We start from the raw sequence: 24,562 nt of genomic DNA, 5'->3' as shown, positions 1-24,562 counted from the left end.
AACTAAAAAAATGAAAAGGAAATTATTAAGCATTGTGGTTCTTTTTGCAATGTCAATTGCTGCGAATGCCCAACAGAAAAGTGGCCTGCATGTATTGGCTATCCATAAAATACAAAGCGATGGGGGTTGGGATTATGTAAGTATCGATCAGCTGCACAACAATCTTTTTGTTTCTCATGGCAATCAGGTAAATATATTAAATAAGAACAGTGGCGATTCGGTAGGCGTGATTCACAATACACTTGGTGTACATGGAATTGCAATTGCAGGTCTGTTTGGGAAAGGTTACACCACCAATGGCAAAGCAGGTACTTGTGCCGTTTTCGACTTGAACAACTTCATTGTGTCGGCACAAATTAAGGTTGGACAAAATCCTGATGCTACTTTCTTTGATGATTATAGCAAAAAAGTAATCGTATTCAACGGCAAAAGTAGCGATGCCAGTATTATCGATCCACAAACTGATCAGGTTATCGCAACGATTGCATTAGGAGGCAAACCCGAAGCAGGCGTGCCAGACGGGAAAGGGAAGGTATATGTAAATATCGAAGATACCGGAGAAATTGTTTGTTTTGATATGAGTACCTATAAAGTTTTATCAAGGTATAAGTTAAAAGGCGGAGAAGAGCCGTCTGGCTTAGCTATCGATCGTGTAACATCAAGACTGTTTACGGTTTGTGCAAACAAAGTGATGCTTATTCTGGATGCCAAAACAGGCAAACAGATTACCTCGTTACCGATTGGCGATAATTGTGACGGTGTAGTTTTCGATCCTGCAACTAAATTAGCTTACAGCGCCAATGGAGAAGGCAGCATTACAGTAGTGAAAGAAGTTTCGGCCAATAAATTTGTTGTACAGGAAACCGTAAAAACAGAAACTGGAGCAAGAACCATTGCTATTGATTTAGCTAGTCATCATCTTTTTCTGCCAACGGCAGCTTTCGAAAAAAGTAAAGATGCCAGCCAACGCCCACATCGTATTCCCGGAAGCTTTAAAATTCTGGAAGTAGGTAAATAGATAAGCATAGCTATTTTAGTTTCTATTGGATTGTCGGGATGCATATCGTGCCTTCGACATTTTTTTTTAGAAATATTTTTAATGAAATTTTATGCGTTAAATCCTTATCAGAACAGAGTAGGATAAATAAAACCTATTAATCTATAAATTCTATAGGATTTATAGAATTAAATATTATATTTGCCTGCCACCTGCAAATAACGATATGAATAAATTTTACTTTCTTTCATTTTCTACCTACGCTATCCACTGTCCGAAACATCACCAAACAATGCGAATGTGTTGTTGTTGCGCATAAACTTATCATATAACCGTGGCTTTCTAAATGCCCAGGCGCTCAACAATAATGCTTTGACCTAACTAGTCAGATATCAAAATACATCCTTATTATGAACCTTGCCTTATTTTACAGGAGATCCCTTGTAATCATTGCTTTGTCAGGCTTTTTAGTGCCAGATCCAACTTCGACTGCAAAAGATACCCACCCAAAAAAAACAATTTACCCAAGTGTTGCAGTTTGTTGTGCAGCTAAATTACCTAACCGTTTTGGTATCATCGGTACTTTGCCCAAATTGGTAGATGCTACAGGCAAAACTTCATCAATTAAAGAGCGTAAAGGTATGGTATGGATAAATGGAGGAACTTACCGCATGGGTGGCGACAATGCACAGGCATCGGCCGACGAATTTCCGAAACATAAAGTAAGTGTTAAAGGCTTTTATATTGATGTTACAGAAGTAACCAATACACAATTTAAGCAGTTTGTTAAGGCTACAGGTTATGTTACCACAGCAGAGCAAAAGCCAGATTGGAACATACTTAAAAAGCAATTACCTCCCGGAACACCTAAGCCAGCTGCCAATGTACTGGTTGCCGCTTCATTGGTTTTTGTACCTGCAAAAGGTCCTGTAGATATTAATAATTATGCACAATGGTGGGCCTGGAGCAAGGGCGCCGATTGGAAACATCCTCGCGGACCAAAAAGTAACATTCTAGGAAAAGACAATTTTCCGGTAGTACATGTTTCTTATTTCGATGCCCTTGCTTATTGCAAATGGGCTGGAAAAAGATTGCCAACTGAAGCCGAATGGGAGTGGGCAGCCCGAGGTGGATTGAAAGATAATATTTACCCGTGGGGAAACGAATCTGTAAATATTAGCAAGGCAAAAGCGAATATTTGGGAAGGCGATTTTCCTTATAAAAACGTACTGAAAGATAAATTCTATTACTCAGCACCTGTTAAATCTTTCGCTCCGAATGCCTATGGTCTTTATGATATGGCCGGAAATGTTTGGGAGTGGTGCTCAGATTTTTATGATAACCGATATTATGCAAGCGTAAATAAACCACAGGGAATCACCAATCCGCAGGGACCGGCTAAATCTCACGATCCTGATGAACCTTATGCCATTAAACATACCGTTAGAGGAGGATCTTTTCTCTGCAACGATAGTTATTGTTCTGGTTATCGCGTAGCAAGAAGAATGAAAACATCAGAAGACAGTGGCATGGAACACCTGGGTTTTAGGTGCGTAAGCGACAAATAACAAAGCAATTAAACAAGAGGAGGGCAGCAAATAAAAATTTTACAAACTATATAAGAATCGGGGAAACACAAATGTATCTCCCCTAGATTAAATTATCGAAACAGGTCTTCAATTGGCGTTGGCACCTGAATCAATTTACCACTTAACCCTAAACAAAAGTATGCAAAAATTTGAAGAAGTCAGGTGGCCCTATGGGTCGGCTTCGCAAGTCTCGTTACCAGTTTTCGGGCAGGAAAAGCCTGTTCGATTCAGATTATCAGTCCGTTCCTTGCGCACCTCGTGCTATTTAGGAATGTTGATTATCGTTCAATTTATTTTTTCAATTGCGGTTAAAGCGCAAACAGTACCGATCATTAACTCTACCCTTACTGGTTTAGTTACCGATTCGAAAACCAAAGAGCCCATCCCAGGTGTGGTGGTCCGCATTAATGGAACAACCCACTCTGCAGCAACAGATAACGAGGGTAAATTTAGGTTTGTAACCGGGCAGAAGTTTCCTTACACCTTGACCGTAAGTTACATCGGTTATAAAACCGTCGAAATCATTGCAACTGGAAGTCCGATTGAAATTAAACTGGAAGAAGCGGCCAACCAGCTCGATAATGTGGTGGTAGTGGGGTATGGAACGCAGAAGAGAAGCGACATTACAGGTTCCGTGTCTTCCATTTCTAAATCGGCATTAAAACAACCCTTAAGTTCGGTCGATCAATTGTTAAAAGGTGCCGCTGCCGGTGTGCAGGTTACCCAAACATCTGGTCAGCCGGGTGGTGGCGTCAGCATCCGTGTAAGGGGAGGAAGTTCGGTACAAGGTGGAAATGAGCCTTTGTATGTGGTAGATGGATTTCCTTTGTACAACAGTTCGGCTTCTGCAGGTACGCTGAGCGGTACGCCGCTCAACCCATTGGCCAGTATTAATCCTTCAGATATTGAAACCATTGATATCCTGAAAGATGCTTCTGCAACCGCGATTTATGGTTCGAGAGGAGCCAACGGTGTGGTCATCATCACCACCAAAAAAGGAAAAGCAGATCGTAGTGCAGTTACCTACGAAGGAAGTTACGGCACGCAATCGTTAAGAAAGAAGTTAGACCTCTTAAATGCACACGATTTTGCTTTGCTCAGGAACGATGCTTTGTATGATACCGATCCGACCAAAGGCCGCTTTCAGTATGTAAGTCAGGCACAGATCGATCAGTTAGGCGTTGGGACCGATTGGCAAAGCGAGGCAGTCGAACGTGCACCAACACAGAACCATCAACTCACCATCAGCGGCGGTAATCCAAAAACGAGGTATCTTATCTCGGGGAATTACTTTGATCAGGATGGTATTTTAAAGAACACCGATTATTCAAGGATCAGTATCAGGGCCAATGTAGATGCCCAGCCTTTTGAAAAGTTTAAAGTAAGTGCAAGTATTACCGGAAGCAAGGCCGATGCCAATGTATCTCCTTCAGGGATCATCAATGGTTTGTTAATCATGCCTGCTACTGCTTCCATTTACGATGCTTCGGGCGCTTACACCCTTCGTAATCCTTTCGAAAATATATTTGCCAATCCAATTGCTTCATTAAAAGAACAGATCAACAAATCAACCACCAATAAATTTTTGGGAACAGCCTTTGGAGAATACACCATTATTGAAGGACTGAACTTAAAAGTGTTGCTTGGCGCTGATGTAAACAGTGTAAATGAAAAGAATTATATCCCATCAACCATTTATGAAGGAAGTGCCATTGGTGGTTCGGCCGGAAAAGGCACTTACAATTCTTACTCATGGTTAAATGAAAACACCCTTTCGTACAATAAAGCTTTCGGTAAACATGCTTTAGATGCCGTAATCGGTTTTACGCAACAGGAATTTTCGAGTGAAACCACAAGGGCAAGTGCACAGAAGTTTGTAACGGACGATTTAACCTTTAACAACCTGCAAAGCGGCGCAACTTTGGTAGCGCCTTATTCTGATGCCACGAGATGGGTATTACATTCTTACCTGGCGAGGGTAAATTACAGTTTTGATAACCGTTATTTCCTAACCTCCAGTATCCGTGCCGATGGTTCATCACGGTTTGGAAAAGGAAACAAATGGGGCTATTTCCCTTCAGCAGCGGCTTCATGGAAAATCAGTAATGAGAAATTTTTCGAATCGTTACAAAAAACAATCAGCGAACTTAAAGTGCGTGCGAGTTTCGGTACTACAGGAAACCTGGAGATTGGCCAATACCAGTCTTTGGCAACCTTATACAGTCTCAATTATGTTTTTGGTGGCACTACCGCCACAGGTTTTGCACCTAACCGCATTGCGAATGATAGACTGGGATGGGAAACCACCCATCAGTACGATGCAGGCTTAGATATAGGATTTTTTAACAACAGGATTCAGTTAACCTTAGACGGATACTACAAGAAAACCAAAGATTTATTGTTAAATGTAGAGATTCCGTGGACAACAGGTTACGGTACATCGCTCCAGAATTATGGATCTGTATTAAATAAAGGTTTCGAAATTGGCCTGAATACCCGCAACCTTACCGGAGCATTGATCTGGAATACCAATTTAAACTTTTCTGTTAACCGGAATGAAGTGTTGAGTATTGGTAATGGCGCACAATCTTACATCAGCGGAAACTATATAGTAAAAGTTGGTGAACCATTGGGTAGCTTTTATGGCAATGTAACCGATGGAATCCTGCAAACTGGAGAAGAAGCAACTAAAGGTAAATATACCGGTAGCGCTGTGCCAAAACCTGGCGATAGATTATATAAAGACATTAATGGCGATGGCCAGTTTACCACAGCTGCAGATAAGGCCATTATTGGCAATGCACAGCCCGATTTTATTTTTGGTCTAACCAATAATTTCGAGTATAAAGGTTTCGATCTGTTAATATTTGTACAAGGTTCTTATGGTAACAGCATTTTGAACTCGAATATGCAAACCCTGGAGCTGTTTACCGGGCAACAAAACGCCTCGGCTACCGCTTTAAACCGATGGACACCAAACAATCCAAGTCAGACCATTCCAAGAGCCAAGTTAGATCCAGCACCTGTATTTTCCGATCGCTTTATCGAAAGTGGTTCCTTCTTAAGGTTAAAAGATGTTTCGCTGGGCTATACCTTGCCGAAAAAGATTTCTGCTAAGGCAAAGTTATCCAATGTATATTTTTATGTAGCCGGGCAAAACCTCCTTACCTGGACAAATTACTCAGGCTTCGATCCTGAAATTACCTCAGGAAGTAATGTGTCGCCAGGAACTGATGTCGGGATTTATCCCATCGCCAGATCGGTTAGGGCTGGTTTAAGGTTAACATTTTAATCAATCGATATTTCAATGAAAAAGATAAACTTATTATACCTGTCTATTTTAGCTATAGCATTTTCGGCCTGCTCTAAGTTAGAAGAAGATCCAGATGCTGTGCTCGTTACTGCACAGTTCTATCAAAATGAAGGTCAGGCGGTTTCTGCCGTTACGGCCAATTACCGCAAACTTTACGAAAGTGGTCAGTCGCTTTACAACAGTTTGATGCAGATCGGCGTAGAAATGGCTACCGACGATTATGAGGCAGGGCCAAGAGCCAGAAATGCACATGTTAGGGCCATATCGGGCCTAACCCACGATTCATCAAACGATAGGATGGAGCAGTTATGGAAACAAAGTTATGATGCCATTAATGCCTCGAACATTGCCATCGATAAAATCGCTTTAATAGATGATGCCAATATCGGTTCGGCCATTAGAAAACGGTTAATTAACGAATCGAAGTTTTTAAGGGCACTACATTATTTCAATCTGGTACGCTGGTTTGGCGATGTACCCATTGTATTGCACGAAAATACTTCATTAGCGCCCGAAGATTTATATGTATCCAACGCGCCCGAGGCGGCAGTTTATGCACAGATTATTCAGGATTTAAAAGATGCAGAATCCTTACCAGCACCGGCTGAATATAGCAGTAAAGATTTAGGAAGAGCAACCTCAGGCGCAGCCAAAAGCCTGCTGGCAAAAGTTTACCTTACCCATAAAGAGTGGGCAAATGCTGCACAAAAAAGTAAAGAAGTAATCGATAGTAAATACTATTCGCTGTTTGCAAATTTTGCCGATGTGTTTAACGTAGCCACTAAAAACGGCAAAGAACATATCTTCTCTGCACAGTTTGTGGGCAATGCTGGTTATCAGGGCAACAGTTTAGCTAGTCGTTCGGCACCTGCAGATGTACCTGGTATTAATGGCGATTATGCGGATGCTTTGCATACTGCGGGCGGTTTGTATGCCAGTTTTGCCGATAACGATACTAGAAAGGCAATCACTTTTGTTACCCAGATGGTAAGCCCTACCAATGGTCAATTGTATACCTTTTCGCCGCAGTTTAATAAATATTACGATCCGGCTGTAGTGGGCAATCAATCTCAGTCTTCTAAAAATTTGCCCATTATCCGCTATGCAGAAGTGCTTTTAATTTATGCTGAAGCGCTAAATGAAGTAAACAATGGTCCAAATGCAGCAGCCTATGCCGCTATAGACGAAGTTCGCCAGCGTGCAGGCATTGTCAAACTAGCTGATGTTTCCCCGGCATTAAATGTAGATCAGTTTAGGGATGCTGTTTTTCAGGAGCGTAGAAAGGAACTTGTTTTCGAATATCAACGTTGGTTCGATCTGGCAAGGAGAGGAGCCGATTATTATGTGGCCACGCTTAAAGCCGCCGGAAAAACTTTAGCGGCCAAGCGCCACATCCATTTTCCGATTCCACAACGCGAGCTTAACCTCAACCCTAAATTAAAACAAAACCCGGATTGGGTAAACTATTAACCGTTTATACTAAAATTTAATCATATGAATTTTAAACAAAAATATTCCCGTTTGCCGATCTTAAAAGCATGCCTGTTGGCTGCCTGTTTATTGGCTGTGCAGGTCGCATCGGCACAGAAAAAGCAGAAACCAAATATCGTACTGGTATTGGTTGATGATCTTGGCTTTTCAGACATTGGCCCTTTTGGGGCGACAGAAATAGAAACGCCCAATTTGGATAAGCTGGCCGCTGGCGGTTTAAAGTTGAAAGAATTTTACAACAATTCGATCTGTGCACCCACCAGGGCATCATTGCTTACCGGACAGTATCAGCACAAGGCTGGTGTTGGTTTTTTTAACAATAATCTTGGCCTGGCTGCTTATCAGGGTTTTCTAAACCGTGAATCGCTTACGCTGGCCGAAGTACTTAAATCTGGTGGTTACACCACACTCATGGCGGGTAAATGGCATGTGGGCGACGATCGGAACCAATGGCCAAACCAACGCGGTTTCGATCATTTCTTTGGCTTTATTGGTGGTGCCAGTAACTATTATGAAATCGGAGAAAAAGGTACTGAAACAGTCCCTCTGGTTAAAGATAATGAACCCTATTTTCTGGAGCCTGGTAAATATTTAACCGAAGAGATCACCAATAATGCATTGGGTTTCTTAGATGGTCAGCAAAAAGCTAAAAAGCCTTTCTTTTTATACCTGGCCTACAATGCGCCACATTGGCCACTTCAGGCGCTTCCTGCTGATATTGCCAAATATAAAGGCAAATATAAATTGGGTTGGGATTCGCTGCGCGTACAACGCTACCGCAATGCGATTAAAAAAGGCCTTATCGGTGCCGATCAGAAAATTGCTGCGCACGATGATCAGGTAAAACCCTGGAACAAGTTAACTTACGATGAGCAGGAATATTGGCAAACCCGCCAGGAAGTTTATGCCGCTATGATCGATCATGTAGACCAGGGTGTTGGCCGTTTGCTTGCTAAACTAAAAGAACTGAAACAGGACGAAAATACCCTCATCATTTTTATTTCAGATAATGGTGCTCAGGGTGGCAATGGTACCAGGCCTTACACACAACGTACCACTGGCCCTGTTGGTACCGCCGGATCTTACGAAACGCAGAACAGCAATTGGTCGCAAACCGGCAATTCGCCGCTCCGCAATTATAAAGGCGCTCCATACGAAGGCGGCATTAGTGCACCCTTTATCGCCTGGTTTCCGAATAAAATTAAAGCCGGAACAATTGCCAAAGGCACCGGTCATTTAATCGATCTTGCGCCAACTTTTTACGAACTGGCGGGTATTATCTATCCAAAACAGTTAAACGGCATAACCAGCAATACCCTGCCTGGTAAAAGTTTGTTGCCATTGCTTAGCGGATCAACTGATACCGTTCAGCGTTCGGTGCCTTTATTTTGGGAACGTGGTGGTAACAAAGCCGTCCGGTTGGGCAAATGGAAACTCGTTTCTCCGGCAGGTTTGACTGAAAAATATGAGCTTTTCGATATCGAAAAGGATAGGGCCGAAAATGCAGATGTGTCGGCACAACATCCTGAAGTTGTAGCACAGTTAAAAGCCGCTTACGTAAAGTGGGCTGCAGAAAATGGGGTGGTAGATTACGAAACGCTTAAAACCGCACCTGCCCAACCTGCTCAAAGAAACAATAGAGGCAACCAGAATTTTTAGCAATTAAATAAAGAAAAAGATGAACAAAATAATATTAACATGCCTGGGTGCATTAATGGCTTTCCAGGGTTTTGCACAAAATGCCAAACCGGCAAAGCCTAATATTATCCTGATCCTGGCCGATGATCTGGGTTATTCAGATCTTGGTGCCTATGGTTCAGAGATTAAAACGCCCAATTTAGATCGCCTGGCCAACGAGGGGCTTCGGCTAAAAGAATTTTATAACAATTCCATTTGTGCGCCTACACGTGCTTCCTTATTAACCGGCCAATACCAGCATAAAGCTGGGGTGGGCTATTTCGCTAACGATCTGGGCCTTCCTGCTTACCAGGGTTACCTCAATAAAGAATCGCTTACCCTAGCTGAGGTTTTAAAAACCCAGGGATATAATACTTTAATGTCGGGCAAATGGCACGTGGCAGGTAAAGAGGTGAGTTTCCCGTGGCAACGAGGTTTCGATCATGTTATGATGTCGGAAAATGGAAGTTATTTCGATCAGGGTGATTATGAAGGGGGTAAAAAACGTGCCTATACCATTGACGGGAAACCTTATCCTTTAGAAGCTGGTAAATTTTATCAAACCGATGTAATTACCGAAAATGCCGTTAAGTTTTTGGATCAAAGCCCTAAAGACAAACCTTTCTTTCTGTATTTAGCCTACACCGCACCACACTGGCCCCTGCATGCATTGCCTGAGGATATCGCCAAATACAAAGGCCGCTACGATAAAGGTTGGGATGCGCTTCGTGCCGAAAGAATTAAAAAGCAAAAAGAACTGGGTATTATCGATGGCAAATCGAGCATTTCGGAAAAAGATGCCGATATCTACAACTGGAATAAACTATCATTCGATCAGCGCAGCCAGTGGGCTAAAAAGATGGAGATTTTCGCCGCCATGGTCGATCGCTTAGATCAGGGCATTGGCCAGGTGCTAAATAAGTTAAAAGCATCTGGAGCCGATAAAAATACCATCATCCTGTTTATTTCTGATAATGGCGCCCCTGCAGAAGACCTGGTAAAGTGGTACAAAGGTGCGGTGCGCAATTCGGGCCCCGTGGGTACCATTGGTTCGTACGAGTCGCAGAGCAAAAACTGGTCTTATGCGTCGAATTCGCCATTAAAAGCTTTTAAAGATTACATGTATGAAGGTGGCATCAGCTCGCCGTTTATTGCCTGGTATCCGGCTAAAATTAAACCCGGTAGTATTAAAAAAGGCACGGGACATATCATCGATATTGCCCCAACTTTTTACGAGCTGGCCGGAGCTACTTACCCGAAAAGCCATCAGGGCATTACACCGAATGCATTGGCCGGTAAAAGTTTGCTGCCCGTGTTGTTTGGTAATGATAACGAACTGAAACGTGACGAACCGCTATTTTGGGAACGTGCAGGCAATCGCGCAGTACGTGCTGGTAAATGGAAACTGGTATCTACCTGGCCAGGTTACAATTGGGAGCTGTACGATGTAGAAACCGACCGCGGTGAAACCACCAATGTAGCCAGGCAAAACCATGATGTGGTGAGCAGGTTATCGGTAGCTTATTTCGACTGGGCAAAAAGAACAGGTGTAGTCGATTTTGCAACCCTAGAGGCCAAAGAGCCACAATCGATGAAAGAATTCCGGAAAAGTAAGGTACAGGAAACCGTATCTGAAGGCTTCGGTTTTTAATATTTTATCGTATCATCCAACTCCCCTCCTAATCTAGGAGGGGCTGGGGGTGGTCTACAATTGGTTTGTGTCTTTTTATTTGAAAACGAACATTCATACCTTCGTAGGTACTGCAGTCCCGTTATGCACTTCAATCTTTTATTGCAAACTTTACGCGAACAGGGGCAATTACGTTTAAGCAATAAAAGGGATTTTCGTTCCTACCGGGTTTAGGCTTGAGGGGCTTGTGGTTCTTAGGTACATAGCTCAACCTCTACATCTTAGATAAGGAAGAGAGCTATTATAGCCTTTTCGTCATTCCCATGTATACCTATCGTAGACACATCTTTTATAAGTCCCGTTATGCACTTCAATCTTTTTATTGAAAACTTTACGCGAACAGGGGCAATTACGTTTAAGCAATAAAAAGGATTTTCGTTACTACCGGGTTTAGGCTTGAGGGGCTTGTGGTTCTTAGGTACATAGCTCAACCTCTACATCTTAGATAAGGAAGAGAGCTATTATAGCCTTTTCGTCATTCCCATGTATACCTATCGTGTGGACACATCTTTTTGAGGTTAATTTTTAGGCGTTTTGCTAGCTTCCTTAAATAACACATTGTTTTAACCGAAGAACGCCGTCAATCCCCAGGGCCCGAGGAATCAAAAAAACAGTTGCAGGAAAGAACAGATAGTACTACCAAACCTAAAACGCAGTGGTTTTGTGTTCATAAACGCTAATTTAAAGCTTTAAGAAATATTGAACACAAAACGAAGTGCCGCTGTTTTTTTGATGCGTGTAGGATTGTGTAAAAGGCCCATTGCTGGATTGACAAAGCGCTTTGGGTACTTTGGCGCTCCAAAGTACCATGCCACCGCGGCATAGAGCGGAAAAAAAAACAATATTTATCACCAAACTATAGTTTTTAAGATATCAAGCTTGTTATTAGCAGGAAAGATGCTGATCCCGAAGATTCGGGACAGCATGACGATCGACCTAGGCAACGACGCTAAAAACAAATGTAAATTGACAGTGATGTGTCCACACGATAGGTGCATACGGGAATCTTAATGCACAAGCAATAAATTAAAAGCACAATAGGTAAAATAAAAAAAATCTTTGATGCAACTAAGAGAATGTTGGTAAAATGAATTTTTAATTACTAATATTTTTAGTAATATTGTTGTGGATTGAATTGTGAAATTAAAATACTCATGAACGCATAACAACAACTTAATTTTATGAAAGAGTTAATCGAACTTATAAAACGTTATTTATTGAAAGAGGCTGCAACTTTAAATCAAATTACCGACAAACCGAATAAACCTAAGAAGAAGTAAAAAACTATATTTTACAACTAGCAAAATGAAGTCTAAAGATTTTCTAAGAAAAAGCGAATATTCGTTATATACCTGCGGAAAAAAGGCTGTATCATAAATATAGAATTGTCATCCTGAGTTTGTCGAAGGACCTGTTTATTGCCCTCTAAAGCGTTTCGACTACTTGTCCCGATTCTTTGGGAAGCTCAACGTGACAACTTCGAATGGAACCACAACTTATGATAAAGATTCAATCATTTTGGTCGGAGGCTAGTTCTATGCATTTTACAGCCCCAAATAGTACCACAAAACTATTTTTCTAAACCAGATTGCAGAGGAGATCCTTTTTTGCGGCCTGAGCTTTGGTATTGGCAAAAAAGATCGCATCGGAAAGCCGGAAGAAACTATAACAAAGCTACCGGGATCATGCTTTCCAAATAAAACAGATTTCGAATAAGCGCCTATACCATTATTTATGTCCGGTATGGGAAAGGACTGGATTAACCAACGTTAACATGCTGTTTTTTTGCATTAATAAGATTCGATTATTTTGGTCGGAGGCTAGTTCTATGCATTTTACAGCCCCAAATAGTACCACAACACTATTTTTCTAAACCGGATTGCAGAGGAGATCCTTTTTTGCGGCCTGAGTTTCGGTGTTGAGCAAAAAAGATCGCATCGGAAAGCCGGAAGAAACCAAAACAGCCTGCCGGAACCTGCTTTCCAAATCCAAATAAAACGATTTCAGAATAAGCACTTATACCATTATTTATGTTCGGTATGGGAAAGGACTGAAATAACCACGTTAACACGCTGTTTTAGTAAGATTCAATCGTTTTGGTCGGAGGCTAGTTCTATGCATTTTACAGCCCCAAATAGAACCACAACACTATTTTTCTAAACCGAATTGCAGAGGAGATCCTTTTTTGCGGCCTGAGTTTCGGTGTTGAGCAAAAAAGATCGCATCGGAAAGCCGGAAGAAACCATAACAAACCTGCCGGATCCTGCTTTCCAAATCCAATAAAACGATTTCGAATAAGCGCTTATACCATTATTTATGTTCGGTACGGGATAAGAGCTGAGTTACCAACGCTAACACTCCATTTTTTCTGCATTAACCGGCTCTTCCGCTATTCTTCTATCGGCCCAATCCCTGATGTTTTTGATAAACGGGATCAGTTCTTCAGTGGCAGGAGTAAGGGTATATTCCACCTTTGGCGGCACTTCGAGATATACCTTACGGTTAACCATTTTATCCTGCTCTAACTCCCTTAAAGTTTGGGTAAGCATTTTGGTGGTAATCCCTTTTAATAACCTTTTAAGTTCCCCGTAGCGGAGTACATTGTTCTCATGCAAATACCATAAAATCCGACCTCTATATTTCCCGCCAATGCGTTGGAAAGCAAAGTCGACTGCACAATAGGCCTTTGTTTCTTTGGGTTTCATTCTTTTTTAATTTTTATCTGCCTGATAATCAGTAATAGATTACAAAAGGTATGTAGGATACTTAAAAGTACATACTTGATGTAAAGATAACAATGATTTAGCTTTGAAGAAAAAAGATATGGATAGAAGAACCGCTATAAGAACCGCCTCGGTGCTCACCCTGCTCGGCCTCACAGGTATCGATAAAGTATTTTCAGCCACCAGGAACAATTTACCCACGGCCAATAGTTTCCACAGCTTTAAATTGGGTACGCTCGATTTAATGGTCGTAACCGACGGACACATCCTCATGAAACCTGTACAGCCCAACTTCGCGCCTGGCATACCTGCTGCTGAAGTAGAAACCCTATTAAAGGATAATTTTGCCTCTACAAAAGAAGTAGATCTGGGTATTAATATCCTCATCGTAAAAAAGGATGATAAAACGATCTTAATCGATACTGGCTGCGGGGCTAATTTCGGTAAAGATTCGGGTTGGTTAACCGATAACCTAAAGAGGGCAGGGATAACTACAGCCGCAATAACCGATGTAGTGATTTCGCACGCACACCCCGATCATATTGGTGGCTTAACCAATGCTGCAGGCAACTGGTATTTCCTAATGCAAAGATTTATCTGTCTAAAATAGAGCACGATTTCTGGATGAATGGTGAACCCGATTTTTCTAAAAGCAAAATAAAAGATGAAGCCCTTAAAAAACTGGTGGTAAATGTGGCCCGGAAAAATATAATGGCTGTTAAAAAAACACTCCATCTGTTTAATGATGGTGAAATACTATTAGGTTGCATTAAATTAAAACTCGCACCTGGCCATACCCCAGGCCATACCGTTACCGAAATCTTTTCGGCAGGCGAATCGCTTTTCCATGTGGCCGATCTGGTCCATTCGCCCATATTGGTTTTTGAACACCCTGAGTGGGGCTTTGAAGGCGATACCAATTTCGAACTGGCCGTACAGAGTCGCGAAAAGGTGCTGCAACAATTGACCGATACACGGGCCATGGTATTCTCGTATCATCTCCCCTGGCCGGGTGTGGGCCACGTAAGGCAAAAAGGGAAAGGTTTTGAATGGGTACAGGTGCCATCAGCACTGCCAGGTTAGTTCTTTTGAGGCTGTATCATAAATATAGATTGTCATCCTGAGCCTGTCGAAGGGCCTGTTTAAATGCCTCGCAAAGTGTTTCGACTACTTGTCCCGATTCTTCGGGAAGCTCAACGTGGCAAGTTTGAATGGAATCACAACTTATGATACAGCCTCTTTTTATTATAATCTATTTTTTGGTGATGGTGCTTGTTGCAGGAGCATTAAAGCGTAGGCTAAATAAGCTGTGGAAATAGATGATTTGATTTGGGATTAAAATAATTGATCATCTTAAAATTAGTCAATCGTTTGCGCTGATATTTATGTTGTAATGCTCATTTGCTTGTTCTACTTTTAAAAAATACAAATCAATAAAACCGAAAAAGACCAGCACAAATGCGTACCCGTTTGCTTAAAAAAACACTTGTTCTAGGACTATTAATAACCCTATCCTTTAATAGCTGGCCCCAAAGAGAAAGCACCTTTGCAATAGGTACCGGGTCTTTTGAGCTTAATGACAAGCCGTATGTTATACACTGTGGCGAAATGCATTTTGCCAGTATACCAAAAGCCGGGTGGAAACAACGTTCGCAAATGGCCAAAACAAGGGGTTTAAATACGGTTTATGCTTACTTATTCAGAAATATACACGAAAAACAACCTGATCAGTTTGCCTGGACCAAAACCTTTAGCCCCATTAATGAGCTGTAACTGAATGGCTTTTGGTACGAAAAAGTGCGAAATAATAGCAAGTAAAACGTTTGTTCAGTATTAACCGGACCAATTAAAAAACTAAACAATAAATATTAAAAAACACAAATGGAACGTAGAGATTTTATCAAAAATGGTGCATTTACGGCTGCGGGTTTAACCATCCTGCCAACCGGAAGTTTATTTGCATCATCAGACAGTGGAAAAGTAAGAGTAGGTTATATCGGTGTGGGTGCACGAGGTATGAGCCATATCTCTGAAGGTGCCTTAAGAGACGATGTAGAAATTGTTGCAATTTGCGATACCCAGGAAAGCTCACTTAAAATCTGCCGTAATTTTATAGCGAAAAAAGGCAGACCAGCAGCAACAGAATATACTGGTGGTTTAGATGCTTATAAAAAACTGTTAGATCGTAAAGATATCGATGCCGTAATTATCGCCACACCATGGCAGTTTCACAGAGATCAGGCAGTTGATGCGATGAAAGCTGGTAAATATGTAGGCTGCGAGGTAATTGCAGGTTTAAGTGTTCAGGATCATTGGGATATTGTAAATACTTCTGAAAAAACAGGAATGCCTTACATGACCTTAGAAAACGTTTGTTACCGTAGAGATGTAATGGCGGCTTTAAATATGGTTAGACAGGGCCTTTTCGGCGAATTGGTGCACCTTGAAGGTGGTTACCAGCACAACTTAAGAAACGTACTTTTTAACAATGGTAAAGATTATTACGGAGGTGGGGTAGAGTTTGGGCCAAAAGCACTAAGCGAGGCGCAATGGCGTACGCAATTTAACATCGATCAGGATGGCGATTTATATCCAACCCACGGTGTTGGCCCATTAATGCAATATGCTAACATTAACAGGGGAAATAGCTTTACCAGTTTGGTATCGTTCAGTTCTAAAGCAAGGGGTTTGGCCGCTTACGTAGAAGAAGTTTCTCCAGGTCATCCTAACGCTAAGATTAACTATAAAAATGGTGATGTTACCACTACAATGATCAACTGTGCAAACGGCGAAACCGTATTGTTGAGTCACGATACCCACTTACCCAGGCCATATTCTATCGGTTTTAGGGTACAGGGAACAAAAGGTCTTTGGATGGATGTAAACAAATCAGTTTACATCGATCATAAATCGAAGAAAGATGATGTATGGGATCCAGCTCAGGAATGGTTTGCTAAATACGATCACCCACTTTGGAAAAAATATGAAGCAGAAGCAGTAGGCGCCGGTCACGGTGGTATGGACTGGTTTGTATTTAATGGATTTATCCAGGCGGTAAAGCAGAAAAAACAAACACCAATTGACGTATATGATTCAGTTACCATGAGTGTAATTATGCCACTTTCTACCAAATCTTTAAAAGAAGGAAATATGCCACAAAAATTCCCTGATTTTACAAAAGGAAAATGGAAAGATCGTAAAAATACTTTCGCTTTAGACGATAGCGGTTTTTAGTCTCGTTTGCGGGTAATGTCATATGGCTTACCCGCTTAATTTACAAGCAGTTTTATTCAGGGCTATCATTTTATTTATTGATTTTTCTGAAACAATTTTCATTCAAATATATTACCATCTTATGTTTCAAGCAGTATTAGGTGCTTATGGACTTAACGCAGAAAAATTTAAAATTGAACCTTTCGGCTCGGGCTTAATTAACCATACCTGGAAGGTTTACGGTGAAGGACTAGCCTATATCTTGCAAGAGGTAAATACAGAGGTTTTTCGCCAGCCTCAAAATATTGCTCAAAATATTGAGACAATAAAAAAATATCTCGATCAAACAGCCCCTAAATATCTATTTGTTGCCCCAATTACGGCTTCGAATGGAGATGATTTTGTGGTTATTGACAATCACTTTTACCGGATTTTTCCATTTGTAGAAAATTCTTGCTCTATTGATTTTGTACATGAGCCTGAGCAAGCTTATCACGCTGCCAAACAGTTTGGTAAATTTACCAGGATGCTTTGTGCCTTCAACGTACAAAAATTAAAGCCCACTATCGAAGATTTTCATAACCTGCCCTTGCGTGTAGAGCAGTTTAAAAAAGCTTTAGAACAAGCTGGCGACGAAAGGATTAATGAAGCAAAGTTTGCTATAGAAGAGATTATCAGACATTATAATATAGAAGAGCAGTATGTGCACATGGTTGATAGTGGTGCGCTTAATTTACGTGTTGTACACCACGATACCAAAATTAGCAATGTATTGCTACAGGCCGAAACTGGCCTGGGTTTATGCGTAATCGATTTAGATACTGTAATGCCCGGATACTTTATTAGCGATGTAGGGGATATGATGCGTACTTATCTCTCAGAAGCCAATGAAGAAGAAAAAGATTTTAGCAAAATAGCCATTAGAGAAGATGTTTTTGCTGCCATACACAAAGGCTACATGGAAGAAATGGACCAGGTTTTGGCCTTTACCGAAAAACAATTCTTTATTTATTCGGGTAAATTTATGATTTACATGCAGGCGGTAAGGTTTATAGCCGATTTTTTAAACGGCGATATTTACTATAAAACAAATTATCCTGAGCATAATTTAGTAAGGGGCTTAAATCAGATCGATTTACTGAATAAGTATATTGCTAAAGAAGCAGAATTTGAAGGAATTATTAAGAAAATTAATGAAAATAGAGTGAACGACGCTAAAACAATATTAAACTAATAAGGTAAAGGCAGGGTGTTCAGTTTTTATGCTTCATCGTTTGGGCTGGACATTCTTTTTACCTTTAACAATGACAGATCACTATAGAAGGGTCGTCATTGCGAGAAGGCACGACGAAGCAATCTTTCATAATTAATATTCTTGCTATAAAGATTGCTTCATCCAATGAAGGATTGGCTTCGCAATGACGACATTTCGAAAGCCATCATCTCCTTAAAATTTCCTGGGATTTATATTGATTTTAGAAAATAAACTATCCCTCGGATTAGCCTTGCATTAACAAATAACGCGCAAACGTTTGATAGGGTAAATTCATCTGTTGCAAATGGGTATAAGCAGGCATTTAAGCCCGTTGTTTTTCGCCAAGCCTTTCAAAGTAATCTTCATCATCTGCTTCAGAAGCACTTAGTTTATTGATTTTGAACACCCAATATTTCATTAGGGGATAGTTAAATCCGTAGGAAACCACACTGTCGATTAAAAGCCTGCCAATTTTATAATCTACATTTAAGCTTTGGTGTAGGAGATAGGTACCACCAGATTTTAAAGAGATACTCCCCAAAACTACGGTGAAAAAACGAATGAGTTGTCCACTGGTAGAGCTGCAATAGCCATCATCAGTTTTAAATGCCCAGTAACGGTTGATGCAAAAATTAACAATCCCGCCAAGCGTTCCAGAAATTAAGATCGAAAAGGCAAAATAGATATGCAACCATTCTGTTAGCAATATCATTAAGCCGTAATCGGTAACGCCTCCCGAAAAAGCAGATACCTGTGCTTTGAGGAAAAGTTTAACAGATGCCCAGGTCATTATATTTTCTCCTCCTTGTCTTTAGCATCGCCTGCTTTTAAAAGTTTAAACGTATCAATAATGTTGAAGATCAATAACAGCGTAACCATTGCAATTGCGAAATAAGTAATACTGCCTGTTAATAAAGTTTCGGCTATCAGGACAAGTGAAATAATTACCCGTAACTCGGTTGGACCTAAAGAACCCGAATCGATTTGATAAAAGCCTGTAATTTTATAACGGAGCTGAGAAATAATCATAGACCAGCCATATAATACCACGAATAGAAAAGCGAAAATTTGTGTGTTTTCACCAGCATAATAGTAGTAGCCCAAACCAATCAGGATAATACTGAGCCAATCCATTGTAATGTCGAGTGCAAAACCATACCATTTTCTTGGTATTTTACGGAAATAGGCCAATCTGCCATCAAGCGAATCGCCAAGCCAGTTGATCATAAATCCCAAAATTCCGATTAGCAAATAACTCTTGGCATAAAAACTACCCAAAATAAAGCCTGAAAAAACAATCAGTGATCCAAACATGCCAATACCCGTCATGATATTGGGCGTAATCCATTTTGGAACCCTTTTAAGTAAAAAAAGGATCAGGCTTTGTTCGCCCTTACGTAAAATATTAGTCCGTTCCCGATCTGAAAATACCCTTTTGCCATCTGAATGGTCTTCTTCCTTTTTAATATTACCCTCCAATTTAAGCCCCTACCAGTATAAAGCCAAAAAGTATGGCTGTTTCCGGTCGATAAAATTTTAAACTGATTTTCTTCGGAATTCCCTTAGAAAACTCAGTTATTCGCTTTAACTTCCCTGATCTGACCAGGTAAGTAAATAATAGGGCAAATAACATAATTTATTTTACAATTCCGGCAAAACGCTGGTAAAATACGGTTGGACTATTCTCATTTTTTGGGGTATATTTTCCTGCGATAATTGGAATATAGATTACACGTCGTCTACTTTCCTCGCCCCGAATGGCCGATTCTGCCACCCTGTGCCACAGTCTTCCATCGTGGATGGTTAAATCTCCTGCTTCTGGTAATATTGATACTTCTTCAGCATCAGGTTTGTTATCCAGGAAGTATTTTTTGCGGAAAAGCATTTGGTAAATACTTTGTTTGTGCGTACCCGGGATAATTTTCAACCCGCCATTTTCTGGTTTTAAAGTGCTCAAGTGGATGCCTACATTGAGCATCGGGTTCAGTTTAATACCATAGAAAATATCCCTTAAACCATCCGTATGCCAGCCCATTTTACTGAACTTACTTTCCGGTCCATTAATATAGTGGTTAAATACCATGCCGTCTTTTTCTTCAGTACCCAGGCGTGCACCATCTCCTGCCAACTGAAGAAGGGCGTTAAAGCGTGGATCTAATAGCAGACCGCTTAAAGTTTGATGTTGCTGGTTAATAAAGGCAAAACGTTGTACAATTGCGGAGCCGTCAAGATCTTTTCCGTATTTAATTGGCACCCCATTTATTTTTTTAACATCTTCTTGTATCCATTTTTGTTCTACTTGTTTAGAAGCATCGATAATGGAAGAAACCGTTTCGGGTTTGATGAAATTCTTGAAATGGATAAACCCATGTGTGTTAAAAAAATCAAGCTGTTCTTGTGTTAATTGTTCAGATAAGGTAAAGGTTGGATACGATGTGGCCATGTTTAATAATTTAAAAGATTTAAGGAAAAGGGTAAATTAGAGATAGAGTTATGCGCAGCAACAGCACATTCGCATTGGCGAGTGGTTCGGTACTGAAGGAAAATAAAACGTATTTGTTTTATTCGACATATCCTATAGAATTAGTAGTATTTAATACAAATGTAACATTCGTTTAATATACGAAAGAATTTTATTTAAAATATTTTTTTTGGAGAAGTATTCTGTAGTGTTAGCTATTACCATCTGACACTACATTCCGTTTCTAAATTATCCGTGGTGTTGGATGTTACCATCCGACACTCATACATCGACAAAGATAATTCATGGAAATGAGGTATATGATCAGTCAGATGGTAACATCTAACTGCACAACCTCGTGGTGCTAGCTATTACCATCCGACACTAAGGGTTTTATTAAAAACGATTTTATTTGGAGCGCAATATCTGTGCAAATCAATGAGTTTCTTCCCGTTTTCCACTTTTACGCTTCGCTTCCTCGTACCTCGTTGCTGCAGGGTAACGCTTCAACCGGGGCTAAATGGCTAAAATAGCATTTCATTTTCGTGTTGCAGGTTACAGAAACTTTGTTCCTAAACCCGAATGTAATGAAAAGCCCATAAACGAGGAATCCCGATTCATCGGGACGGACTTGTAATGGAGCGGGACTACAGCTGCCAAGCACGCAGAACTGCTCATTTCCAAACCATTTTACAAACTACTTCTATTTATCCGTGGTGTTGGATGTTACCATCCTACACTCATGCATCAACCATGATAATTCATGGAAACATCTGACTGCACATAGACTAAAATCATAGAAGGTGAGTATGCGATAGTAATCGTCCGACCTCTAACTTTCAGACTTTATCAAGTCTTATAAATCCCTGCGGCCATTTTTTCGATGAACCCTTTCGACAGGATCCTATTGGCATACACACTGATAATATTGGTAAAACCTGGAATAATTTCAGATTTTCCGGCGAACATTCCTTTAATGGCAATTTCGGCCACTTCATCGGGTTTCATATTAAATTTCTCCGCCATTTTGCTAAAAGCATCCAGTCCGGCGCGGTGTGCAAAACCAGTATCAACAGGGCCAGGGCTTAGGCAACTTACTGAAACCGGGCCATCTTTAAGTTCGAACCTTAATGCCCTCGTAAAAGATAAAACAAAGGCTTTAGTTGCCGAATAAATGGCCAGGGTTGGTACCGCCTGGTAGGCTGCAGTACTGCATACGTTAAGTATATATGCTTTTTTTTCTGCTGAAAGGACTGGAAGCAATAAATGGCACAATGAAGTTACTGTAGTCATGTTTAATTGACACATTTCTAACTGGGCACCTAAATCCAGTTCTCCAAATTTCCCCCACAATCCGTAACCTGCATTGTTAATCAGTATATGAATGGCGTAATTCTTTTCTGTTATCCAGTTATATACTGCTTTTGGGGCTTGCGCCTGGCTAAGATCGATTGCCAGGATATGCACTTCAACCCCATATTGGTTTTTAATAGCGGTTTGTAAAACACCTAATTCATCAGTGGAGCGGGAAATAAGCAACAGATTGATTTTTCTCCTGGCCAGCGCAATGGCCATCGATTTGCCAATACCTTTACTGGCTCCGGTTATCATGGCGTACGTAATCTTTGTTTCCAACATCTTTTTACTCAAAACGATTTAACGCAAATATCAAATAAATTAAATCTTATGCCTTATTTATTTTAAAATGTTGCATGATTAAATGCCGGTTAGCTATCTTTTTTCATTTATTATTTTTAACGAGTCTAAATAATGTTAGCTTTGCCGAAATTTAAAATTGCATGAAACACCCATACATAAAATTTTTTGCCACGACTCTTATTATGCTATCCACAATCACCCTCTTTGCACAAACAGGGAAGGGAACAATTAGCGGAAAAGTTGTCGATTCGTTGGGGAATAGCATACCTTTCGCCAACATACAGGTTAAAAAACAGAATCTTAAAACCACTTCTGATAAAACAGGTGCATTTAAATTAACAGCTGTCCCTGTAGGAAACCAACAGATTAAGATTTCGATTACAGGTTACGATCAGTTTGAACAGGGTGTATCAGTTACTGCAAATGATACCACTCAGGTAACATTTGTTTTAAAAGAGCAGCACTCAGAACTTAACGACGTCATTGTTTCGGCAAGCAGAAGGCCAGAATCATTATCGCAAACGCCATCATCGGTGACGGTGCTTACCGCTAAGGAATTGAATACACAATCAACCATCAGCCCGAATTTGGCTAACATACTTTCCTACAGTGTCCCTGGATTAGGTTTTTCTACCAATCAAACAGGGAACTCTGGTCAGACTTTGCGAGGTAGAAATGTTTTGGTATTAATTGATGGTATTCCACAATCTACGCCACTAAGAGCAGGAGGAAGAGACATTCGCAGTATAGATCCTTCAGTTATTGAGCGTGTTGAAGTGATTAAAGGTGCCACCGCTATTTATGGTAATGGTGCAGAAGGCGGCTTGATTAATTATATTACTAAAAAGGCCGACAAAGGAAAATCATTCGGAGGTTACTCTCAAGCCGGAATTACAGGAAACTTAAAAGGCGATAGCACCATTGGCTACCGTTTTTCGCAACAGCTTTATGGTAAAACAGGTAAATTTGATTACCTGGTAAGCGGCATGTTTGAAAAAACGGGTGTTTTCCGCGATGCTGAAGGCCTGGTCATCTCGCCGGAATATGGCCTTGGTGAAACTAAATCTTACAATGGTTTTGTAAAAGTAGGTTATAACTTTACCCCAAAGCAACGTTTACAGGTAATGTATAATTATTTCAGCTCCAGACAGCATTCTAAATACCTAACCAAAGATGGCGTTTACGGTCAATCGCCGGCTATTGGTATTTATGGAACAAGATTGGGTGAAGATGAAGGAACAAGATTTAACCATAATGTTAATTTACAATACACCAATCAGCAGATTTTCGGTAAAACGGATTTAACAGCCAATGTATATTATCAGGACTTTTATACCATTTATTCTAACTCAGCATCATTTTTCGGAAGCGGCCAATCGGCCATTACCTCTACTAAAAAGGGCGCAAGGGTAAACTTGAACACCCCTTTTAACGTTACAGATGAGGTGCCCATGCAATTGAACTATGGTTTAGATTTAATGAATGATAAAACTGCTCAAAGTTTAACTGATGGCCGTTTATGGGTGCCTAATATGAATATGGTGAACTTTGCACCCTACTTACAGGCTTCTGCAACTTTAATTAATGATTTAACAATAAAAGGCGGTTTAAGAGTCGAAAATATTAACATTGATGTAGACGATTTTAATACCCTGGCTACGGGTGCAAATGGTGCAGGGAGTATAGCGGTGCAGGGCGGTAAATTAAATTACAATGCTTTGGTGTTTAATGCTGGTGCACGTTATTCAAAATTCAAGTTTTTTAACCCCTTTATCAGTTATGCACAGTCATTCTCGGTATTTGAGCTAGGCAGGGTGTTAAGGGCAGCAAAAAGCAATACTTTATCGCAGTTGGATACTAAACCAATCATTGTAAACAATTATGAAGCTGGTTTTAGCAGCAGCCTAGGCAAACTGAATTTCAGCGCAGCTTATTACTACAGCACTTCCAAACTGGGCGCCAATCTTTTAGAAGTAAATGGCACTTATATCTCTCAACGTATTCCTGAGCGTGTTTATGGATTCGAAATCCAGGCTGATTATCAGGTTTTACAAGAGCTGAGCATTGGTGGTAATTATGCCCAAGTAGAAGGAAAAGGCGATGTAGATGATGATGGTAATTTTAACGGAGAGAAAGATGTGTATTTAAACACAACGCGTATCCCTCCATCAAAAACTACTGTTTATCTAAAATATTCAGGCATTAAAAATTTAAGTCTGGATGTAAACTGGATGCGTGTTGGAAATCGCGACCGTTTTAAAACCAATGCTGCAGGTAAATATTTAATCGGCGAGGGTCCGGTAAAAGCCTTTAACTTATTTAATGTTGCAGCAGTATATCAGGTTACACAACCTTTAAAACTATCGGTAGGTGTAGAAAATTTATTGAATAAAGTTTATTATCCTGCTATTTCTCAGTTTTATGGCAGCAATGTAAATTATGTGAGGGGGAATGGACGCAGATTTAACCTTTCGCTAGGTTACGCTTTTTAGGC

At 40.5% G+C, this 24,562-nt stretch carries 17 protein-coding genes; 12 read left to right on the top strand and 5 right to left on the bottom strand.

Annotated features, from left to right (window positions below):
* The first annotated feature begins 10 nt into the window (after nt 1–10).
* The 6 genes from QF042_RS16540 to QF042_RS16515 all read left to right on the top strand — a co-directional run bounded on the left by QF042_RS16540 (nt 11) and on the right by QF042_RS16515 (nt 10,718).
* On the top strand, nt 11–1,018 hold the full coding sequence (locus tag QF042_RS16540; protein WP_307530346.1) for a YncE family protein: 1,008 nt from the start codon (nt 11–13) through the stop codon (nt 1,016–1,018).
* Between the two features lie 389 nt (nt 1,019–1,407).
* Nucleotides 1,408–2,565: a formylglycine-generating enzyme family protein gene (locus QF042_RS16535; protein WP_307530344.1), complete on the top strand. Its 1,158-nt coding sequence runs from the start codon at nt 1,408–1,410 to the stop codon at nt 2,563–2,565.
* A gap of 160 nt (nt 2,566–2,725) precedes the next feature.
* Nucleotides 2,726–5,878: a TonB-dependent receptor gene (locus QF042_RS16530; protein ID WP_307530341.1), complete on the top strand. Its 3,153-nt coding sequence runs from the start codon at nt 2,726–2,728 to the stop codon at nt 5,876–5,878.
* 15 nt (nt 5,879–5,893) lie between these two features.
* Complete coding sequence (locus tag QF042_RS16525) at nt 5,894–7,369, top strand: RagB/SusD family nutrient uptake outer membrane protein (protein WP_307530339.1); 1,476 nt, start codon at nt 5,894–5,896, stop codon at nt 7,367–7,369.
* Nucleotides 7,370–7,393: 24 nt separating this feature from the next.
* Entirely contained in the window at nt 7,394–9,049 is a 1,656-nt protein-coding gene (locus QF042_RS16520) for an arylsulfatase (protein ID WP_307530337.1), read from the top strand.
* Between the two features lie 19 nt (nt 9,050–9,068).
* Complete coding sequence (locus tag QF042_RS16515; protein ID WP_307530336.1) at nt 9,069–10,718, top strand: arylsulfatase; 1,650 nt, start codon at nt 9,069–9,071, stop codon at nt 10,716–10,718.
* Nucleotides 10,719–13,108: 2,390 nt separating this feature from the next.
* Here the strand turns inward: QF042_RS16515 and QF042_RS16510 are convergent.
* On the bottom strand, nt 13,109–13,462 hold the full coding sequence (locus tag QF042_RS16510) for a helix-turn-helix domain-containing protein (protein WP_307530334.1): 354 nt from the start codon (nt 13,460–13,462) through the stop codon (nt 13,109–13,111).
* A gap of 118 nt (nt 13,463–13,580) precedes the next feature.
* Here QF042_RS16510 and QF042_RS16505 point away from each other — a divergent pair, with 118 nt between their 5' ends.
* The 5 genes from QF042_RS16505 (at nt 13,581) to QF042_RS16485 (ending at nt 17,927) form a co-directional block, all read left to right on the top strand.
* Nucleotides 13,581–14,090, top strand: coding sequence for an MBL fold metallo-hydrolase (locus QF042_RS16505; RefSeq protein ID WP_307530332.1), 510 nt, complete (start codon nt 13,581–13,583; stop codon nt 14,088–14,090).
* Nucleotides 14,091–14,104: 14 nt separating this feature from the next.
* The gene (locus QF042_RS16500; RefSeq protein WP_307530329.1) at nt 14,105–14,563 is read left to right on the top strand and encodes a hypothetical protein; all 459 of its coding nucleotides are present in this window, start codon (nt 14,105–14,107) and stop codon (nt 14,561–14,563) included.
* A 375-nt stretch (nt 14,564–14,938) separates the two neighbouring features.
* Entirely contained in the window at nt 14,939–15,253 is a 315-nt protein-coding gene (locus tag QF042_RS16495; RefSeq protein ID WP_307530327.1) for a beta-galactosidase, read from the top strand.
* Between the two features lie 108 nt (nt 15,254–15,361).
* Nucleotides 15,362–16,714, top strand: coding sequence for a Gfo/Idh/MocA family protein (locus QF042_RS16490; protein ID WP_307530325.1), 1,353 nt, complete (start codon nt 15,362–15,364; stop codon nt 16,712–16,714).
* Nucleotides 16,715–16,835: 121 nt separating this feature from the next.
* The gene (locus QF042_RS16485; protein WP_307530323.1) at nt 16,836–17,927 is read left to right on the top strand and encodes a phosphotransferase enzyme family protein; all 1,092 of its coding nucleotides are present in this window, start codon (nt 16,836–16,838) and stop codon (nt 17,925–17,927) included.
* 343 nt (nt 17,928–18,270) lie between these two features.
* Here QF042_RS16485 and QF042_RS16480 read toward each other — a convergent pair whose 3' ends face one another.
* The 4 genes from QF042_RS16480 to QF042_RS16465 all read right to left on the bottom strand — a co-directional run bounded on the left by QF042_RS16480 (nt 18,271) and on the right by QF042_RS16465 (nt 22,047).
* A complete protein-coding gene (locus tag QF042_RS16480; protein WP_307530320.1) occupies nt 18,271–18,738 on the bottom strand; it encodes a GtrA family protein in 468 nt (155 codons plus the stop codon).
* Nucleotides 18,738–19,427, bottom strand: coding sequence for a CDP-alcohol phosphatidyltransferase (locus QF042_RS16475; RefSeq protein WP_307530318.1), 690 nt, complete (start codon nt 19,425–19,427; stop codon nt 18,738–18,740). Before QF042_RS16475 ends, QF042_RS16480 begins: the two co-directional genes overlap by 1 nt.
* A gap of 157 nt (nt 19,428–19,584) precedes the next feature.
* Nucleotides 19,585–20,391: a phytanoyl-CoA dioxygenase family protein gene (locus tag QF042_RS16470; protein ID WP_307530316.1), complete on the bottom strand. Its 807-nt coding sequence runs from the start codon at nt 20,389–20,391 to the stop codon at nt 19,585–19,587.
* 867 nt (nt 20,392–21,258) lie between these two features.
* Complete coding sequence (locus tag QF042_RS16465; protein ID WP_307530314.1) at nt 21,259–22,047, bottom strand: SDR family oxidoreductase; 789 nt, start codon at nt 22,045–22,047, stop codon at nt 21,259–21,261.
* A gap of 203 nt (nt 22,048–22,250) precedes the next feature.
* Between QF042_RS16465 and QF042_RS16460 the strand changes: the two genes are divergently transcribed.
* Complete coding sequence (locus QF042_RS16460) at nt 22,251–24,560, top strand: TonB-dependent receptor (protein ID WP_307530312.1); 2,310 nt, start codon at nt 22,251–22,253, stop codon at nt 24,558–24,560.
* The last annotated feature ends 2 nt before the right edge of the window (nt 24,561–24,562 follow it).

This window comes from Pedobacter sp. W3I1 (genome assembly GCF_030816015.1).
In the GTDB taxonomy this organism is placed as follows: Bacteria; Bacteroidota; Bacteroidia; order Sphingobacteriales; family Sphingobacteriaceae; genus Pedobacter.
The sequence above is the reverse complement of the archived record's forward strand: the minus strand, read 5'-3'. Positions and strand labels throughout refer to the sequence as shown.

Bases quoted from the DNA above. Each gene is read 5' to 3' on its own strand.
- QF042_RS16540 (WP_307530346.1), top strand. From the start codon at position 11: ATGAAAAGGAAATTATTAAGCATTGTGGTTCTTTTTGCAATGTCAATT.
- QF042_RS16535 (WP_307530344.1), top strand. From the start codon at position 1,408: ATGAACCTTGCCTTATTTTACAGGAGATCCCTTGTAATCATTGCTTTG.
- QF042_RS16530 (WP_307530341.1), top strand. From the start codon at position 2,726: ATGCAAAAATTTGAAGAAGTCAGGTGGCCCTATGGGTCGGCTTCGCAA.
- QF042_RS16525 (WP_307530339.1), top strand. From the start codon at position 5,894: ATGAAAAAGATAAACTTATTATACCTGTCTATTTTAGCTATAGCATTT.
- QF042_RS16520 (WP_307530337.1), top strand. From the start codon at position 7,394: ATGAATTTTAAACAAAAATATTCCCGTTTGCCGATCTTAAAAGCATGC.
- QF042_RS16515 (WP_307530336.1), top strand. From the start codon at position 9,069: ATGAACAAAATAATATTAACATGCCTGGGTGCATTAATGGCTTTCCAG.
- QF042_RS16510 (WP_307530334.1), bottom strand. From the start codon at position 13,462: ATGAAACCCAAAGAAACAAAGGCCTATTGTGCAGTCGACTTTGCTTTC.
- QF042_RS16505 (WP_307530332.1), top strand. From the start codon at position 13,581: ATGGATAGAAGAACCGCTATAAGAACCGCCTCGGTGCTCACCCTGCTC.
- QF042_RS16500 (WP_307530329.1), top strand. From the start codon at position 14,105: ATGAATGGTGAACCCGATTTTTCTAAAAGCAAAATAAAAGATGAAGCC.
- QF042_RS16495 (WP_307530327.1), top strand. From the start codon at position 14,939: ATGCGTACCCGTTTGCTTAAAAAAACACTTGTTCTAGGACTATTAATA.
- QF042_RS16490 (WP_307530325.1), top strand. From the start codon at position 15,362: ATGGAACGTAGAGATTTTATCAAAAATGGTGCATTTACGGCTGCGGGT.
- QF042_RS16485 (WP_307530323.1), top strand. From the start codon at position 16,836: ATGTTTCAAGCAGTATTAGGTGCTTATGGACTTAACGCAGAAAAATTT.
- QF042_RS16480 (WP_307530320.1), bottom strand. From the start codon at position 18,738: ATGACCTGGGCATCTGTTAAACTTTTCCTCAAAGCACAGGTATCTGCT.
- QF042_RS16470 (WP_307530316.1), bottom strand. From the start codon at position 20,391: ATGGCCACATCGTATCCAACCTTTACCTTATCTGAACAATTAACACAA.
- QF042_RS16465 (WP_307530314.1), bottom strand. From the start codon at position 22,047: ATGTTGGAAACAAAGATTACGTACGCCATGATAACCGGAGCCAGTAAA.
- QF042_RS16460 (WP_307530312.1), top strand. From the start codon at position 22,251: ATGCTATCCACAATCACCCTCTTTGCACAAACAGGGAAGGGAACAATT.